Origin of the sequence: Haloimpatiens lingqiaonensis (assembly GCF_901447495.1) — a bacterium.
In the GTDB taxonomy this organism is placed as follows: Bacteria; Bacillota; Clostridia; order Clostridiales; family Clostridiaceae; genus Haloimpatiens; species Haloimpatiens lingqiaonensis.
The window spans coordinates 1-16,980 of the sequence record NZ_CABDWS010000068.1 but is presented as its reverse complement, the minus strand read 5'-3'; the positions used below and the strand labels follow the sequence as shown (position 1 = coordinate 16,980).

At 29.9% G+C, this 16,980-nt stretch carries 18 protein-coding genes, 1 pseudogene and 1 riboswitch; of the genes and pseudogenes, 6 read left to right on the top strand and 13 right to left on the bottom strand.

Going from position 1 to position 16,980, the window contains the following annotated elements:
• Positions 1-161 precede the first annotated feature (161 nt).
• From FGK85_RS12070 to FGK85_RS12040, 7 genes are all read right to left on the bottom strand, one after another.
• The gene (locus FGK85_RS12070; protein ID WP_138206987.1) at positions 162-935 is read right to left on the bottom strand and encodes a dihydroorotate dehydrogenase electron transfer subunit; all 774 of its coding nucleotides are present in this window, start codon (positions 933-935) and stop codon (positions 162-164) included.
• Positions 936-979: 44 nt separating this feature from the next.
• Complete coding sequence (pyrF, locus tag FGK85_RS12065) at positions 980-1,849, bottom strand: orotidine-5'-phosphate decarboxylase (protein WP_138206984.1); 870 nt, start codon at positions 1,847-1,849, stop codon at positions 980-982.
• 231 nt (positions 1,850-2,080) lie between these two features.
• Complete coding sequence (locus tag FGK85_RS12060) at positions 2,081-3,271, bottom strand: dihydroorotase (protein WP_138206982.1); 1,191 nt, start codon at positions 3,269-3,271, stop codon at positions 2,081-2,083.
• 98 nt (positions 3,272-3,369) lie between these two features.
• Positions 3,370-3,801 carry an aspartate carbamoyltransferase regulatory subunit gene (locus FGK85_RS12055; protein WP_138206980.1) on the bottom strand — a complete coding sequence of 144 codons (432 nt, stop codon included), beginning with the start codon at positions 3,799-3,801 and terminating at the stop codon, positions 3,370-3,372.
• Positions 3,801-4,727: an aspartate carbamoyltransferase gene (pyrB, locus tag FGK85_RS12050; protein WP_138206978.1), complete on the bottom strand. Its 927-nt coding sequence runs from the start codon at positions 4,725-4,727 to the stop codon at positions 3,801-3,803. The genes FGK85_RS12055 and pyrB overlap by 1 nt, the downstream gene beginning before the upstream one ends.
• 328 nt (positions 4,728-5,055) lie before the next feature.
• Positions 5,056-5,919, bottom strand: a complete 864-nt coding sequence (locus FGK85_RS12045; protein WP_138206976.1) for a pyridoxamine 5'-phosphate oxidase family protein — start codon at positions 5,917-5,919, stop codon at positions 5,056-5,058.
• A gap of 15 nt (positions 5,920-5,934) precedes the next feature.
• On the bottom strand, positions 5,935-6,693 hold the full coding sequence (locus tag FGK85_RS12040; RefSeq protein WP_138206974.1) for an EFR1 family ferrodoxin: 759 nt from the start codon (positions 6,691-6,693) through the stop codon (positions 5,935-5,937).
• Between the two features lie 222 nt (positions 6,694-6,915).
• Between FGK85_RS12040 and FGK85_RS12035 the strand changes: the two genes are divergently transcribed.
• A complete protein-coding gene (locus FGK85_RS12035) occupies positions 6,916-7,494 on the top strand; it encodes a ferritin family protein (RefSeq protein WP_138206972.1) in 579 nt (192 codons plus the stop codon).
• Positions 7,495-7,701: 207 nt separating this feature from the next.
• On the opposite strand, the gene FGK85_RS15775 is transcribed toward FGK85_RS12035, so the two are convergent.
• From FGK85_RS15775 to FGK85_RS12030, 3 genes are all read right to left on the bottom strand, one after another.
• Positions 7,702-7,833, bottom strand: coding sequence for a hypothetical protein (locus tag FGK85_RS15775; RefSeq protein WP_279232921.1), 132 nt, complete (start codon positions 7,831-7,833; stop codon positions 7,702-7,704).
• 18 nt (positions 7,834-7,851) lie between these two features.
• Positions 7,852-7,992, bottom strand: coding sequence for a CPC_1213 family protein (locus tag FGK85_RS15405; protein ID WP_171011409.1), 141 nt, complete (start codon positions 7,990-7,992; stop codon positions 7,852-7,854).
• Between the two features lie 526 nt (positions 7,993-8,518).
• Entirely contained in the window at positions 8,519-9,043 is a 525-nt protein-coding gene (locus FGK85_RS12030; RefSeq protein ID WP_138206970.1) for a GNAT family N-acetyltransferase, read from the bottom strand.
• Between the two features lie 305 nt (positions 9,044-9,348).
• On the opposite strand from FGK85_RS12030, the pseudogene FGK85_RS12025 reads away from it, so the two are divergent.
• Both FGK85_RS12025 and FGK85_RS12020 read left to right on the top strand, forming a co-directional pair.
• A pseudogene (locus FGK85_RS12025) lies at positions 9,349-9,552 on the top strand (IS1595 family transposase); the annotation flags it as partial.
• 92 nt (positions 9,553-9,644) lie between these two features.
• Positions 9,645-9,914, top strand: a complete 270-nt coding sequence (locus FGK85_RS12020; protein WP_138206968.1) for a ribosomal protein L7/L12 — start codon at positions 9,645-9,647, stop codon at positions 9,912-9,914.
• 315 nt (positions 9,915-10,229) lie between these two features.
• Here FGK85_RS12020 and rpsA read toward each other — a convergent pair whose 3' ends face one another.
• The gene (gene rpsA, locus FGK85_RS12015; RefSeq protein WP_138206966.1) at positions 10,230-11,402 is read right to left on the bottom strand and encodes a 30S ribosomal protein S1; all 1,173 of its coding nucleotides are present in this window, start codon (positions 11,400-11,402) and stop codon (positions 10,230-10,232) included.
• A 320-nt stretch (positions 11,403-11,722) separates the two neighbouring features.
• Here rpsA and FGK85_RS12010 point away from each other — a divergent pair, with 320 nt between their 5' ends.
• Complete coding sequence (locus FGK85_RS12010; RefSeq protein WP_138206964.1) at positions 11,723-12,202, top strand: hypothetical protein; 480 nt, start codon at positions 11,723-11,725, stop codon at positions 12,200-12,202.
• A gap of 98 nt (positions 12,203-12,300) precedes the next feature.
• On the opposite strand, the gene FGK85_RS12005 is transcribed toward FGK85_RS12010, so the two are convergent.
• Positions 12,301-13,329 carry a DmpA family aminopeptidase gene (locus tag FGK85_RS12005; RefSeq protein WP_138206962.1) on the bottom strand — a complete coding sequence of 343 codons (1,029 nt, stop codon included), beginning with the start codon at positions 13,327-13,329 and terminating at the stop codon, positions 12,301-12,303.
• 36 nt (positions 13,330-13,365) lie between these two features.
• Entirely contained in the window at positions 13,366-14,763 is a 1,398-nt protein-coding gene (locus FGK85_RS12000; RefSeq protein WP_171011408.1) for a VanW family protein, read from the bottom strand.
• Positions 14,764-14,902: 139 nt separating this feature from the next.
• Positions 14,903-15,004, top strand: a riboswitch (TPP riboswitch).
• Positions 15,005-15,143: 139 nt separating this feature from the next.
• Here FGK85_RS12000 and thiD point away from each other — a divergent pair.
• A complete protein-coding gene (gene thiD, locus FGK85_RS11995; protein WP_138206958.1) occupies positions 15,144-15,947 on the top strand; it encodes a bifunctional hydroxymethylpyrimidine kinase/phosphomethylpyrimidine kinase in 804 nt (267 codons plus the stop codon).
• A 26-nt stretch (positions 15,948-15,973) separates the two neighbouring features.
• The gene (gene thiE / locus FGK85_RS11990) at positions 15,974-16,615 is read left to right on the top strand and encodes a thiamine phosphate synthase (protein WP_138206956.1); all 642 of its coding nucleotides are present in this window, start codon (positions 15,974-15,976) and stop codon (positions 16,613-16,615) included.
• The last annotated feature ends 365 nt before the right edge of the window (positions 16,616-16,980 follow it).

The following is a 16,980-nucleotide window of genomic DNA, read 5'->3' as shown; positions in this document are numbered from 1 at the left end:
CATACTGACAACCTCCCGTGTGATTAATTGAGTAATAACTTTTATATATCACGGAAACCGTCGGTGTGCCATATTTATTTTTTGGTAGCATTACCAATTTGACTTTTTATTTTGCAGAACTAAAGTTTTTATTAAAATTGCCTATTATATTATTATGTATCTTAAAATATAATCTCTTCTCCTTTAAATACTGGTCCATCGCTACAAACTCTTTTATATCCATCTCCAGTTTCACAGGTACAACCAAGACATGCTCCTATTCCACAAGCCATTTTATTTTCCATAGATACATAAACCGGCACATTCTTCTCTTTACACATTTTTACGACCTTTTCCATCATTACTTTTGGCCCACAGCAATATACAATTTCATACTTCTCTGGCCTAAAAATATCTGTAATATAGGAGTTATACACAACTTCTATATTACTTTTCTGTGTACAACTTTGTAATTTATTACCATTTCTTTCTTTTTCCATGGATATGTATAAGTTATTAACATTTTTTTCCACATTATCCACAGCATATGACTCATTGTAGAATCCTGCATAAAAGTCTATACATGCATTTTTTAGTCGTCTTGACAAAAACATCAACGGAGCTATTCCGATTCCACCTGACACCATAGCTACTTTTTTGCTACTATCCTTTAAATTAAAACTATTTCCTAAAGGTCCTAAAACTTGAATTTCATCGCCTTCCTTAAGTTTGCATAAAAGTTTTGTACCCTCACCCACTACTTTATATAAGAATTGGATTCTTCCATCTTCAACCTCATATATACTAATAGGCCTTGGAAGAAGAGGTTCCTTGTATGGAACCTTCAACATGTAAAATTGACCAGGATTTCCTTCAAAATTTCCTTCAATGCTTATCTTATATATATCTTCACATACTTTTTCATTTTTTAATACTTTTTTTATGGAACAAATCATTATATTTTATCCTCCAAAATTATATAATCAATATTCCTTGCTTATTAAATATTTTTACAGGCCTCTTCCAATGCTTTTCTCATATTTAATGTTTCTTCTCCTGCCCATCTATCAAAATCCTTTTGTCCATTTTCCTTCTTTTTATATGCCAGAAGTATACCTCTAGAGGAATTTACTACCCCACCGTTGCCCTTATTCATATATGCAGCTACATCCTTGGCTCCTCCACCTTGAGCACCATATCCAGGTATCAAGAAAAATGTTTTATTTAGATCTGTTCTAATTTTTTCCGCTTCCTCACCATGAGTACATCCTACCACTGCTCCAATGCTGCTGTATTGGCAGTTTCCCAAGTATTTTTCCCCTATATTCTGTATTTTTTCACCTACTACGTTATACACTTTTCTATCACTTTTTGTTGTTATATATTGTATATCCTTTGCTCCCTCATTTGATGTTCTTAATAATAAGAATACTCCCTTTTCCTTTTTATCTACATATTCTAAATAAGGCTCTACACTATCCATTCCCATATATGGACTTAATGTTATAAAGTCACTTTCAAAGTCCCCTTCAAAATGGGCTTTAGCATACATTTGTGCAGTTTTAGCTATATCTCCTCTTTTAATATCAGCTATGGATATTGCCTTATTTTCTTTTATATACTCTAAAGTTCTCTTGTAGGCCCTAAGCCCTAAAAGTCCTAAAGCTTCATAATATGCTATTTGCACTTTAAAACACGCTGCATTTTCAATAGTAGCATCTATTATTCTTTTATTAAAATTAACTATCCCATCTTCTAGTGAATTATATTTTTTTAAAAATTCCCCTGGTACATATTCAACTGCTGTGTCCAATCCTACACATACAGGACCTTTCTCTTTTACGCTTTGGTACAATCTATCTATAATCAATTTTTTTACCTCCAAAAGTTTATTTTATAAACAGAGCTCTTAGCTTCAGATGGAGTTTTTACTCCAACTGAAGGTTAGAGATCGTTATCCAGGGACGTAGCTGCCGTTATCTCCCACTTTGTTAGAAGGGGGAGTGTTACGGCAGGTAGTCATCGGATAAAAAAATTCAAATTATATGTTTATTTTAAAACCGTCCCTAAATCTTAATATACTTTAACTCTATATACATTTTTAATCTTCTCTACTATATACAATCTTTCCCTCTTTAATTGTATTAATTATTTCACCAAAAACTTCTTTGCCCTGGAAGGGTGAATTTTTTCCCTTTGATTTAAAATTTCTACAATCCACAGTGTATTTCTTATTTAGATCTATTAAAACTAAATCCCCTTTATATCCTATTTTAACTTCTCCCTTATTTACACCCATTATTTTTGCTGGATTTTTACTCATAATTTCCACTAATTTATTTAAACTTAAGCCCTTTTCCTTTACTAGCTTTGTATAGCATACTGAAAAAGCTGTCTCTATTCCAGATATTCCATTGGCTCCCTTTTCTTTATCTTCTTTAGAATGTGGTGCATGGTCTGTTCCTATGGCATCCACATAGTTATTTTTTATAGCCTCTATTAAAAAATCTATATCTTCTTTTTCTCTTAAAGGTGGATTTACCTTATAATCTTCCTTTTTGGTAAGAGCTATATGATGTGGCGTTACATCACAAGTTACTTCTAACCCACTTTTTTTTGCCTCTATAATGTCCTTTAGCGCTTCTTTAGTGCTCACATGAGTAACATGAAGTTTTACACCAGTAACCTTGGCTAAGGTTAAATCCCTCCAGGTCATTAAATTTTCTGCAAGTCTCGTATCACAATCTTTTATATCTTCATTTTCTTCATGGGCAATTATAGTTAATCCTTTTTCTTTAGCTTTTACCATAGCATTTAGCATTGTGTTACTATCTTGAACTCCCCTGCCATCATCGGATATAAATTTTACAGATTTATCTATGGCCTCTAAATGCTTAAAGCTTTCTCCCCTAAGTCCTTCTGTTATAGAAACTACTTGGTTTATATCTACCAATCCTATTTTATTTCCTTTACCAACAACATAATTAACCATATCCATACTACTACATACTGGATTTGTATTTGCCATTAAATTTACTGTAGTATATCCGCCCTTCACTGCTGCAGAAGATCCCGTGAATATATCTTCTTTGTAAGTGTATCCTGGGTCTCTAAAATGAGCATGCAAATCAACAAAAGCTGGTGTTAATGTGTTTCCCTTTGCATCTAAAACCTGGCACTGTTTATGTAAATCTATACCTATCTCGTTTATTACTCCATCTTTTATATAAACATCACCCTGAAAGTTTTGTGATGAATCCACTACCTTGGCATTTTTTATAAGAAGCTCCATATAAAAACCCCCTTTAATTTATTCCCCAGTCCCCAATCCATAATCTCCAATTTTTATTTCAATTTGAAGATTAACCATTGGTTACTGGGGATATTATTTTATTCTCTTTCTAAATTATGTGCCTCATCACAGTACTTACATCTGTATTGGCCTTTTTCTCTATCTACTAGGTAGAACACGTGTGGTATATATTTTTCTATTGAAGTTATGCATCTTGGATTTTTACACTTTATTAAATCCTCTACTCTATCTGGCAATTTCAATGCTATTTTTTCTTTTATTTGCTCATTTTCTATTATATTTACAGTAGCATTAGGATCCATTATTCCTATCATGGTAAGATCCATATTAGTTACATTATCTATCTTAATAATATCTTTTTTACCCATTTTTTCACTACAAGCATTCATTATTAACGCTACAGAGCCATCTATTTTATCAAGACCAAGAAAGTTAAATATCTTCATTCCCATTCCTGCTTTAATATGGTCAATTACAATTCCTTTTTTAACGCTATCTACTTTTAACATTATTTGTCCACCCCCAAAAGTTTTGTTATTAAAGCCATTCTAACGTACATTCCATACTTTGCTTGTTTAAAATAACATGCTCTAGGGTCACTGTCCACCTCATATGCTATTTCATTTACCCTAGGTAGTGGGTGCAATACTATCATATCTTTTTTAGCATTAGACATTTTTTCATTATCTAATATATAGCTGTCTTTAAGTCTTATATAATCTGCTTCGTTGAAAAATCTTTCCTTTTGAACTCTTGTCATATATAGTATGTCTAATTTCCCTATGACATCCTCTAGTTTCTCAACTTCTACAAATTCTATATTGTTTTTTTCTAATATTTCTGTTCTTATGTAATCTGGAATTCTTAATTCATTTGGAGATATCAATACGAATTTGTTATTTTTGTATCTAGACATGGCCTTTATTAGTGAGTGTACTGTTCTACCGAACTTTAAATCTCCACAAAGACCTATTGTTAAATTAGATAGGTTTCCTTTTATACACCTTATGGTTAGTAGATCTGTTAATGTTTGAGTTGGATGTTGATGTCCTCCATCTCCGGCATTTATTATAGGTACATCTGCTCCCATAGCACCTACTACTGGCGCTCCCTCTTTAGGATGTCTCATAGCTATTACATCTGCATAACAGCTTACAGTTTTTACAGTATCCATTACGCTTTCCCCTTTAGCTGTAGAGCTAGAACCAGCCTCTGAAAATCCTAAAACACTTCCTCCAAGTCTAAGCATAGCTGCTTCAAAACTTAATCTTGTTCTTGTACTTGGTTCAAAGAAAAGAGTACCTAATAATTTCCCATCGCATATGTGCATATAATCTTTTGGATTTGCGATTATATCCTCTGCTCTTTCAAAAATTTCATCTAATTCCTCTGTAGTAAAATCCATTGGGTCAATTAAATTTCTTCCTTTTAACATATATACTTCCTCCTTTTTAGTCTCTCTGGACTAGTCTTAAAGGTATTAAAAATGCCTTCCCTAATGGGAAGGCATAGAATACGCAAAGTTAGTTAATTTTACCTATAGCTACAAACAGTACACATACTTATCTCGTAAGCATATTTGTACCCTTTTTCCTTCCCAATCTCTCTGGATTGTTCTTAAAGGCTATATTATTTTTTCTTTCTGTATTCTACCACAGTAACTATATAAAAATCAAGTATATTTTATAAAATTAAATAAATATTATTTAAAAATCTAAATTAATTTTCATTATAGGTTTATACTAAAAAACTCTGCTATATTATTAGAATGGCTTATAATAGTATATTTGTTTTGAGCTATATCCTAATGCTTTAAACTTAGAGCTCAAATATTCAATTTTATCAAAATTAATTTTTATGCAATTTAATATTCCAGGCATTGAATTTAACTTAGCTTCATCTATATCCTTTAGTTTTAGTACTTCCTTATATTCTTCCGTATCTAATTCTAATATTTCAGCTTTTCCTCTTATTTGCATACCTTCCCAATCACTATCATTGTTTAATTCTTCATATATACTTATACTAACCCTATTATTTAATATTATGTTTGCAAATTTTTTACCACCCTCTGATAATATATATATGCATCCATCCTTATATATATATTCCATGGGAGTACATCTAATCCAATTATTATATCCAGTAGCCAAATCACAAATTTTATGAGAATTTATAAAATAATCTATTCTTTTCTTCAAATCTTCCTTTGGCATACTCTTCAAAAAGCTTTCTCTTATTCTCTTAAGTTCTAAGGAAAATTGAACTATTTCTTCTATACATTTATCACATTTTATAGTTTTACAATGTACTACTGCAATACCCAATATGGATTGAAGTTTCTTTAATGCCTTTATTCCTTGATCCTTTTCAGCTCCTGTACATATTAATCCTATTTCCTTATTAATAAGCCATGTTGCATTTTCCATTACAAATTTTAAAATCTTATCATCTAATTTTTCTCCAGATACTGGAGCTGCAATTACAAATAAATCGTAATTCTTGTAATCTTCTTTAAATCCTTCTGTAGTACAATATTTTGCAGGTCCAAGCACTAGTGCCATCTTTTTAACAATTTTCTCTGTAGTTTCTTCTAATCCCTCATAAATTATCATAGTTCTTTGCATAAAACAACCCTCCTATTATTTTTCTAATTTATATTGCTCAAAACCCTTACCTTTATATAAAAATGCATTCTTCGGGCATATATGTATACATCTTTGACATGATATGCACCTAGAATTAAATGTTATATTTTCGGCAATATTTATATTATTAGTAGGACAATTCTCTGAACATTTTTTACATTTAATACATTTATCATAGTCAATACTTAGTTTTTTCTTAGCCCAATTTTTACTATATTTATTAAAAAAATTATATACTATGGTACCTATACCCAATCTAATGTTAGATACCTCCTCTATATATTCTTCTCCTAATAAAAAATCTTTAACTATATTAGAAACCTTTTTTGCAGCTTCTTTACAAATATTAAATTTTTCCTCTTTACTGTTTTTATTAAAAGCTACTACATAATAATTATTTGGCATTGGTATAGATTTCTGAATGGCTACTTTAAATCCTTTTTTTTCTAACATTCTTCTAAGTCTTTCCATACCTGTGCCACTATTTGAAGCTTGAGTTGAAAATATTATAGCCTTCTTACCATTTCCATTTTTAATATTTACCTTTACCCAATGCATATAATAATCAGGAAACATTTCCGCATATATAGGTGAACCAAAAATATAAAATTCATAATCTAAATTCACTTTATTGCATTTAACTATATCTATTAATTCACATTCTATATTATTCTTATAAAATTCCTTTTTAAACATTTCTGAAACATACCTAGTGTTTCCTGTACCTGAAAAATAAATTATAGCTCCTCTCATATATTCTTCACCCCACTAAAAAATAAACCCTAATTTAATATGCTTAATATCACTATATAATATTATACCATATTTTCACACTATTTTGACATTTGAGTGTAATATTTAATTAAAATTTAATTTTTATATTAAAAGTATTTAAACATCTATTTTAAGAACCTTATTATACAATGTTTAATATACTATCTAGTAAGTAAATATTTATAGGAGGTTTATAGTTTAATGTATGTTAATCCTTGTTACGGTGGAATGATGTATGACATGTCTCTCCTTAATACTTCTTTAGAACTAATAAAGCAGGCTGTTCAAGATGAAAAGGAAGATGCTGAATTCTACGAGTACTTAATTAAAAAAGCACCAACAAAAGAAGAAAAAGAAATAATAGAATCAATAAGAAATGATGAGCTAAAACACAACAAAATGTTTAGAGAAATATATATAGGAATAACTGGGATGAATATTCCTGCAAGTGAAGATACTAAATTTAAAAAGCCAAAATCCTATATAGAAGGAATTAAAAAAGCATTATTTGGTGAACTAAGTGCTGTAGAAAAATATCGAGAAATAAAAATAGGTTTACCTTCTAGATGTTCAAGAGATATGCTATTTGAAATAATAACTGATGAAATAAAGCATAGTATAAAATATAACTATATACTATATTTAAATTGCTGTGAAAAGAAAAGAAGCTCTACAGAAGATTCACATTCTGAAGAGAATTTTACAAGATATGCTGATTTTCCAATGTATCAAAGAATACCTGAAGACTTTATGCTTTTAAAAAACATAAGCACAATATAACCCTTAATGAACTATTTTAATACTAACTTTTAAACCTATTTACCCCAGTTTTCAATGGAAGCCATCACTTGTATAAACACTGATGATTTTATAGCTCAAATTATGTACTGGGGTAAATCTTACTTTATAATCCTTAAGGCTATATTTTATACCAAAAGGATTGTAAATTTTCATAAAACAATTTTAATATTTGCATGTTTATCTATCTTACTCTATTGGTTCACCATTAAAATTTTCATATCTTTCCTTTGTTTTTTTATTTCCCTTTGCTCTTTCTTCTGGCTTACATCCATCCTTTTTATTGCCCTTTTTATGCGTTTCATACATTTTCTTTGCCATATTTTTTCTTCCTTTCTTTTAGTCATCTAATGGTTTAATTTGATTTTCCATGCCAAATACAGCTCTAGCACTTTCTTCATGTCCATGCTTTATATTTTTCTTCTTAAAATTCCCATCTTCTTTTTTATTATTTTTAGTTTTCTTAATCTTATTTTCCATACTACTTTATCACCTCAGTATTATGGTTTCCCAGTACTTTCATTTTATACCCCACACTAAGCATAAATTAGTGGGCTAGTGTGCCAGTGGGCTAGAGGGCTAGTAAAGGAGGATTTTCCTCCACTATGTTACTGAAAATCTTTTATTGGCGGTAGCCAGCGAAAATATAGAAATATCAAATAATGTTGAAATTTCCTAAGGGTTTTATCCTTTAATACATTTGGAATCGAGGGATTATGGATTGGTGACTAAACGAGCGGCTCCGCCTAAAAAAATATTATGATCTCTTTCTTATAAATTAAAGATTTCCTAAATAAAATGAAGAAAATCCACATTAATTGATATTTGATATCTGATATTTAACCTGGCTACCGCCAATAAAAGATTTAAGTTAAGTCTAAAATTTTTCGTAATGCAATGAAGAAAAATTATCCTTCACTAGCCCTCTAGCACACTGGCACACTAGCCCACTGAAAATTGTGACTCCGTCACAATTTTCTTAAAAGTCGAAACAACAAAAAACATATCATGCGTTATCCTTAAGATTATACACCATAACTATTTCATGTTCATCAACCTCGGAAAATGCTGGTGTTGACATAGCTATAGATTGTGACTCCGTAACTATTTCATTTTCATCAACTTCACCAGTATGATGGAACCCCATGTTAAGGTATAAATTGCGTGCGACTTCATCACCTTTTATATAGCAAAGAATTATCGAATCATATTTATCTTCATTCTTTATCATGGAGAGCCAGAGTTGCATAGCAAACTTTCCATAACCCTTTCCTTGATATTGTTCTGCAATCATGAACTGGTCTAACACACACACTCGTCTATCATCGGCTAAATCCTGTTGCATTAACATTCCTATTGGTAACTCGCCGTTATAAATCGCATATACACGACTATTATAATCTCTAAATGCAAATGCCCTTGCAAGCATTGTCTCATTGGAAGCAACAAATTCTTTCTGTTCTTCTTTAACCTTCAGTGCCTTAAAAGTACGCCAGTTATCGGGAGTTATATTACTAAAATGTATAGTCATAATTTACCTCACAAAAAATAAAATTTCTGTTAATCTTTAATTTGCACTTTTTTACTATTACAAATTAACTTATTTTTCAATTATATCATACTTTTAGAAATGATTTTAATAAAATTGTTTGCAGTTTTGTTATTTACCCTATACTTAAAGTTGAATTCTCTATTTTGTTTTTCATGAATCTTTTATTTGCATTAGCCAACTTAAATACTAAAACTAACATTGTAATGCTGAAACTGTGTCAAGAAACGGAAAATATAAAGGTAAAAAACCTTCTAAAATGATAAGGAAATCTCGTAAAAGAGGTAAGCAAGTTAAAAAAGTGGATAAATAGGTTTAATGGTGTTGCAACTAAATACATCAGTAATTATATGTACTGGTTCAAATGGCTACAGTTATTTGAAAATGATAAGTAAGTAGTGACAATCAAAAACTTCATGGTTCAATGTAATGTAGCCTATGCTTATACAAAAATAACTGATTTTAAAGAAAGAGAACCTATATTTATTTGATTATATAGAACGTAATGTTATAATTAGAACATGAGCGAACTGTAATATAATACTTGTTTGTAGAATTATATAAACTTGAAAGGAGTTTAATTATGGATTACTTAACTATTTTTTACATTGTAGTAGCAGGGTTATTACTATGGATAGTAAGTAGTATTAGCCAGATGCGAAGTGATATAACACGCATAAATATAAATTTAAATAAGATTGCTGAACAAGTTGGAGTACCTGATACAATAACGGATGAATTAAAGAGCCTTATTTTAGAAGGAAAAAAAGTTGAAGCAATAAAAAAATATAGAATTGCTACTGGATTTGGATTGAAAGAAGCGAAAGAATATATTGATTCTTTAAGCAAATAGGAATTTTAAATGTGTTAATAATTTCTCAAAATACAAATTAAAGGAAATCAAAATGACTTCTCTTAAAAATTGATATGTTATCAACACTATTCTAAAACATAGCCTATAAATTAAAGATTTTCTAAATAAAATGAAAAAAAATCCTTATTAATTTATATCTGATATTTATTATTTATATATTAAAGCTGGCTACCGCCAGTAAAAGATTTAAGTTAAGTCCAAAAGATAGCTAACATAATTTCACAACTTGAAATTATGTTAGCTATCTTTTTTACATTCTAAGATTTTTCCTATGCCACTTCCGTCACAATTTTTCTACATAAGATCTTTAAGTTTGTCTTTAAATAGTTCTCCTAGACTAACACCTGATTCCTCTTCATCTAAAAATGCTGAAAAGTCTTCTACAGGCTTATCTATAGCTTCTTTAATACTCAAACTTATTCTTTTTTCTTCTAAATTTAAACTTAAAATTCTAACCTTAACTTTATCTCCTACTTTTAATTTATCTGAAGGTTTAGCTATATTTTCCTCACATATTTCTGATAAATGAACAAGCCCCTCTACTCCATCAGTTATTTCTACAAAAGCTCCAAAACTAGCTAACTTAACCACAGTTCCTTCTACTACATCGTTTATTTTAAACTTAACGCTTACTTCTTCCCATGGATCATTAGTTATATCTTTTATAGATAAAGATAATCTCTCCTTTTCTTTATCCACATCCAATACATAAACTTTTACATTATCCCCTACTGATAATACCTGTGATGGATCTTTAACTCTTCCCCAAGATAACTCAGACACATGTACAAGTCCCTCTAATCCTCCAATATCTACAAAGGCTCCAAACTTAGCCAGCTTTTTAACTACTCCGCTTCTAATTTCACCTTTTTGCACACTATTCCATAACTGTGCCTTTCTTTCCTCAGCAATTTTTTTCTCTACTTCTTTTGCAGATAATACTATTTTTTCTTTTTTACTATCAAACTCTATTATTTTAACATTTAGTGTTTTCCCTACAAACCCATTCAAATCCTTTACAAATGACAATGAAATTTGTGATGCTGGTATAAATGCTCTCAATCCCTTAATTCTAGCAATAGCTCCACCTTTAACAATTTCATTTACTGTAACTTCAAATACTTCTTGATTTTTATAAAAACTCTCTAAATCATCCCATACTTTTACCCTATCTGCTTTCTTTTTAGAAAGCAGTACGTTTCCTTCTCCATCATTAATATCTAAAATATATGCGTATATTTCTTCACCTATTTTGAAGTAATCTTTTATTTCTCCTTCACCTTCTAATGCTTCACTTTTAGGTATTATTCCATCTGTTATGTATCCTATATTAACCATTAATTCATTTTCATTTAAAGATATTATAGTTCCCTTTACTATTTCTCCTCTGTGTAATTTTCTCATGCTTGCATCCACTTGATCCATAAATTCCTTCATTGACATATCATTCATATTTTCAGTAGTCATTTGAAACACTCCTTACTTTGTAAAAATATTTAAAATCCTTTTGCTCATATAAACAGAGCTCTTAGCTTCAGATGGAGTTTTTACTCCATCTGAAAGTTAGAGATCGTTATCCAGGGACGTAGCTGCCGTTATCTCCCACTTTGTTAGAAGTGGGAGTGTTACGGCAGGTAGTCATCGGATAAATTTTAACATATTATAAACAAAAATATAAATAAATTTAGAATATTTATTTCAACAAAAGGTATTTTTATTCATATTATATTATTATACACTTTTATATCATTTATATGTTATATGTTTTATCACTGGAGGTGATAAATTTGTACGATGGCATGCCACCTGTTTATAATGTTAAATTAAATTGTTTAGATGATGCAATAAATCTTTCCCTTCAATATATGAAAAAAGAATATTATAATAAAGCACTTTTCAATTACCTGATAAAAAATACATCATCTAGAAGTGAAGTAAAATTATTAAATTCTATTAAAATTGATATGGATAAGCATCAGTGTTTATTAAAAAACTTCTTTTTATATTTTAACGGTAAAAATGCACCTATAACTGAAAAAGAAATCTTTAACACTCCTGCTGATTTTATTGAAGGAATTCAAATAGCTTTTTTTAACAATCAAACATATATAGATTTATTCACTAAATTTTATATACTAATGATTCAAAGTGTTTGCAATGAATCCTTCACTAATATGGCCTTTGAAATATTACAAGATGTACAAAAGCATAATTCTCAATATAATTTCATAATAAATACTGAAATTTTTAAAAAAATAAACCCTTAGTATTCAATCTCTAATCTCCAATCCCAAATCCCTAGAAAAATCTTTACTTGGGGATTTGGGACTAGAAACTGAAAATAGGGAATTAAATTACTTTTAGGTTATAATTTTTCTAAAATCTCACCAAATCCCTGTCTAACATGCCCATCTCTTCCTTTTAAAGTTTCTGAGCAAGCTAAGGAATTCAACACTGCCTCCTCAACTGCCTCAGCAACTCCTCTAAAAATTAAATTTATCTTATCTTCATTTATTATTTTTATGCTTATTATATCTTTATCTTCGTAGTGATTTATTTTATTAGCTGTAGTAAATCCTATTACTATTTCTCCGCTGCCGTTACCTATAAATGAACCTGTTCTAGCCATACCCACAGAAGCTCTTTTACAAACCCTTTTAATTTGTCTATAACTTAATGGAATATCCGTTGCAACTATTATTATGCAAGACCCTTTATCTTCTTCATTACAGCAAAATACCTTTTCTCCTATTTTTTCTCCATCCACCACTAAGTCTTCGCCTCTTCCAAAGTTAGTAAGGGTTAAAACTCCTATAGTATACTCTTTACTATCTAATTCTATTATTCTAGAAGCTGAACCTATTCCACCTTTAAAACCATAACATGTCATTCCTGTTCCTGCACCAACGGCTCCCTCTTTAAATATTACATCAGCACTCTCTATACTCTCAAAAACATGCCCCCTACTTACATTTCTTTCTCTTATACAATTTAAATAGCCATCATTACATTCACATACTACAGGATTTATGGTTCCCGTTGTAACTCCTATATCTTCATTTTCCTTAAGCATATATTCTATTAAAGCATCACTTACCAACCCAACATTCAACGTATTGGTTAATAAAATAGGCGTTTCTAATGTTCCCAATTCTTCTATTTGAACAGTTCCTACAGTTTTTCCAAATCCATTTATAACGTGACTGCAAGCTACTAACTTTTCCTTGAATATATTTCCTTCATGAGGAATTATAGCTGTTACCCCTGTATTTATATTGCCCTTTCTTAAGGTTACATGTCCAACTTTCACCCCAGGCACATCCGTAATTAAATTATTTATACCTGTCTTTAATTTACCTATATTTATTCCATAATCTCTAATTCTATTTTTCATAATAATTCCCCCAAGATCTACGTTTTATTTATACATTTATTTTGTGCCTCTTTTAACTACTCCATTTCTTGGTTTATAGTAATCATTATATATTAAGTCTTTTGAAATTTGTTGTCCATTTTTATAAGTTATTTTGTAAACTTTTACTTTGTACCCATTTTTAGCTGATGTTTCTATAACTTCCGTTCCCTTTGGAAGTGTTGAATCATTTACATAATTTGTTTTTGCTTCTATAGTTTCATAAACTTCGCTAACAAAATCATATTTTAAATCATTAAGACTTGAATTTGAATATATATTACAAACCAATGTATTTCCTTCAATATAGCTTTCTAAATATACAGGATAATTTAAAGTATTTTTGAATTTGTAATCTAAACTTCCATAACTTACTGTAGCATCTAATCCTTTAGGTACATAACTAGATGGTAAAGTGTGGGGGGTTCTTTGAGTTGATTTCATATTAGCTCTCAAAACTGCATTGTACAATGTACTAGATACTTGACACACACCTCCACCTAATCCACTTTCAACCTTGCTTCCTATTATTACCGGTGCATCCTTATATCCTCTAGCAGCACTTCTTTCACCTACTACTTCATTGAAACTAAAGGATTCTCCTGGCATTATAGTTAGTCCATTTATAGCTTTTGCAGATAATTTAATATTATAATTTCTATTTGCATTTGAAGGGGCAGTGTTAAACTTTGTACTGAAAGCGGATATTTTAGAATTTATACTTTTTAAAGTTTCTGATTTAACCTTTGCTTCTACGGTTTTAATTTCAGGCTTAATAACTAAATCTTTATTATCAACCTGACCATTTATGCTACTGCTTATATCTTTCTTTAATTTATCAACATTTAATGTCTTTCCATTGATACTTTCAGTAACATGGAAGCTTGCCTCTCCAACTTTTCTTATAGTAGCATTTTTAGGCTCTCTATTTATTTCCTTCTTCATTTCATCCAATACTATATCTATATATTTGTCATCATATTTAAATTTCAAAATAAACTTTTGATTTTTAGGATTTTTTATTAATTTATATTTTACCAAAAGATTTTCATTTCTAGCATAATTAAAAGCTTTATTTACGGTTTCTATAATATTATAGGTTGCATTTAATTGAGAATAATTAATTTTATACTCTTTATTAGGAGCTTGTATTAATATATTTTTCTTTAATACTTTATCCCCATACCTTTCATTAAGTAAAGTTATTGCTTGCTCTTTTGTTTTTCCAGAAACATCAACATTTTCTATTATGGCGCCTGGATATATAACATTATCATATTTTTCACAAACCGAATGCATATGATACCTTACACCTAATGCTACAGCTACCACTAAAATTATAAATACTGATAATATTAATAATACCTTAGATTTATTAAATTTATTGTTTTTTTGGCTTCGAGTTCTTCTCCCCATACTTCTTTTCCTTTCCATAAGTAATTTATTTTTCTTATCTTTTATTATAATACCATTCCATTAATATAAAAAGTTACAAATACATTAAAACATTGAAATACTTTTTTTATTTGATATAATATTATTATAATTAACTTAATAAATACTACGGGGGTGCGTAAAGCTGAGAAGAGTTATAGCTCTAACCCTTTGAACCTGATACCAGATAATACTGGCGTAGGTAAGTAGGTACATAACTTCTAAAATTATTATGTGCTGCTTTACTTTAAGCAGTTTTTTATTTTTAAATTTAGAAATTATTAACTTTTAAGGTGTACCTCTGCGGTATACCTTTTATTTTTTAACATTTATAAATACTATAATAATCGGGAGGACTATAAATGAAAAAAGTTTTAACTATTGCAGGTTCTGATAGTTGTGGAGGAGCAGGTATACAGGCAGATTTAAAGACCATGAGTGCTTTAGGAGTTTATGGCATGAGTGTAATTACTGCTGTAACATGTCAAAATACCAAAGGTGTATTTGATGTACAAGAAATAAATAAAAATATAGTAGGTTCTCAAATAAGATGCATCTTTGATGACATTAAAGTAGATGCTGTAAAAATTGGCATGGTTTCAAATAGCGAAATTGTAAAAACCATAAGAGAGCTTTTATTAGATTATAAAGCTAAAAACATAGTAGTAGATCCTGTTATAATATCAAAAAGCGGATATTTTTTACTTAAGCCAGAAGCAGTAGAAGAACTAAAAAAATTAATTTCAATATCCCACATAGTAACTCCAAATATTCCTGAAGCCGAAAGCTTAACTGGATTTAAAATAGAAGATGAAGAACATATGAAAAAAGCAGCTTTAGAAATTTCAAAAATGGGCCCTAAATGGGTACTTATAAAAGGCGGTCACAGATGCAACGATGCAAACGATATCCTATATACAGGACAAAAATTTATTAAAATACCTGGAAAAAGAATCGAAACTGTTAACACTCATGGTACAGGTTGTACTTTATCTTCTGCCATAGCATCACATTTAGCAAAAGGCATAGATATTGAGGAATCTGTAAAAAAATCTAAAAATTATATTACAAATGCAATAGAAAATTCTTTTTCTATTGGTCACGGAGTTGGCCCTTTAGGTCACTTTATTGAACTCTATAATAAAGCCAATGTGGATTACAAGTAAAAAATTTTATAACGGGGGGATTAATTTTGAATATTAACTATAACGTTTATTTAGTCACTGATAGAAGCTTTTTAAAAAATATTTCTTTAAAAGAAGCAGTGGAGGACTCAATAAAGGGTGGCGCTGGTATAATACAGATTAGAGAAAAAGATGCATCCACTAGAAAATTTTTTGATATAGCTAATGAAATTCATCAAATAACTAAATACTACAATGTACCACTTATAATTAATGACAGAATAGATATAGCCCAGGCAATCAAAGCTGAAGGTGTTCATTTAGGTCAAGATGACATGCCTATAGAATATGCAAGAAAAATATTGGGTGAAGACACTATAATAGGTATATCCTGTGGTAATGCAAGAGAAGCTTTAGAAGCTCAAAGCAAGGGAGCAAACTACTTAGGTCTTGGCGCTGTATTTTCCACCAATACTAAGAAAGATATAGATATCCCTATAGGTTTGGAGGCACTAAAAGAAATAACTTCAAAAATTCACATTCCTTCTGTAGCCATAGGCGGTGTTAATCACTCTAATGCAAAATCAGTTATGGAAACTGGTGTGAGCGGGGTTTCTATAATATCTTGCATTCTTGGAAGTAACGACATAAAAAAAGCAACTGAAGAACTTAAGAAAATTGTGACAGAGTCACAATTTTCAGTGGGCTAGTTTGCCAGTGGGCTAGTGGGCTAGTGAAGGATAATTTTTCTTCATTGCATTACGAAAAATTTTAGAATGTAAAAAGAAAACGCTCATAATATTTTTTAGGCGTAGCCTTTCAAAAAGTTATATGATACTTATTAAAATAAAACAGTAACTTAACTTCTTTAATTTAAGAAGTTGAAATACCAATTGTAGATTCAAATTCCTTGACAGGAATATAGTTACAGTGTTTCACACTATATTTGTCCTATAAATAACTTGAAAATTTTTCTAAGAAGCTAATTTCAGCTCATCAAGTATTAATTCTATGGGTACATTGTTTTTAGCTTGCTCATAAATAAAATGCACTAATTCTTTAGCCGCTAGGCTTT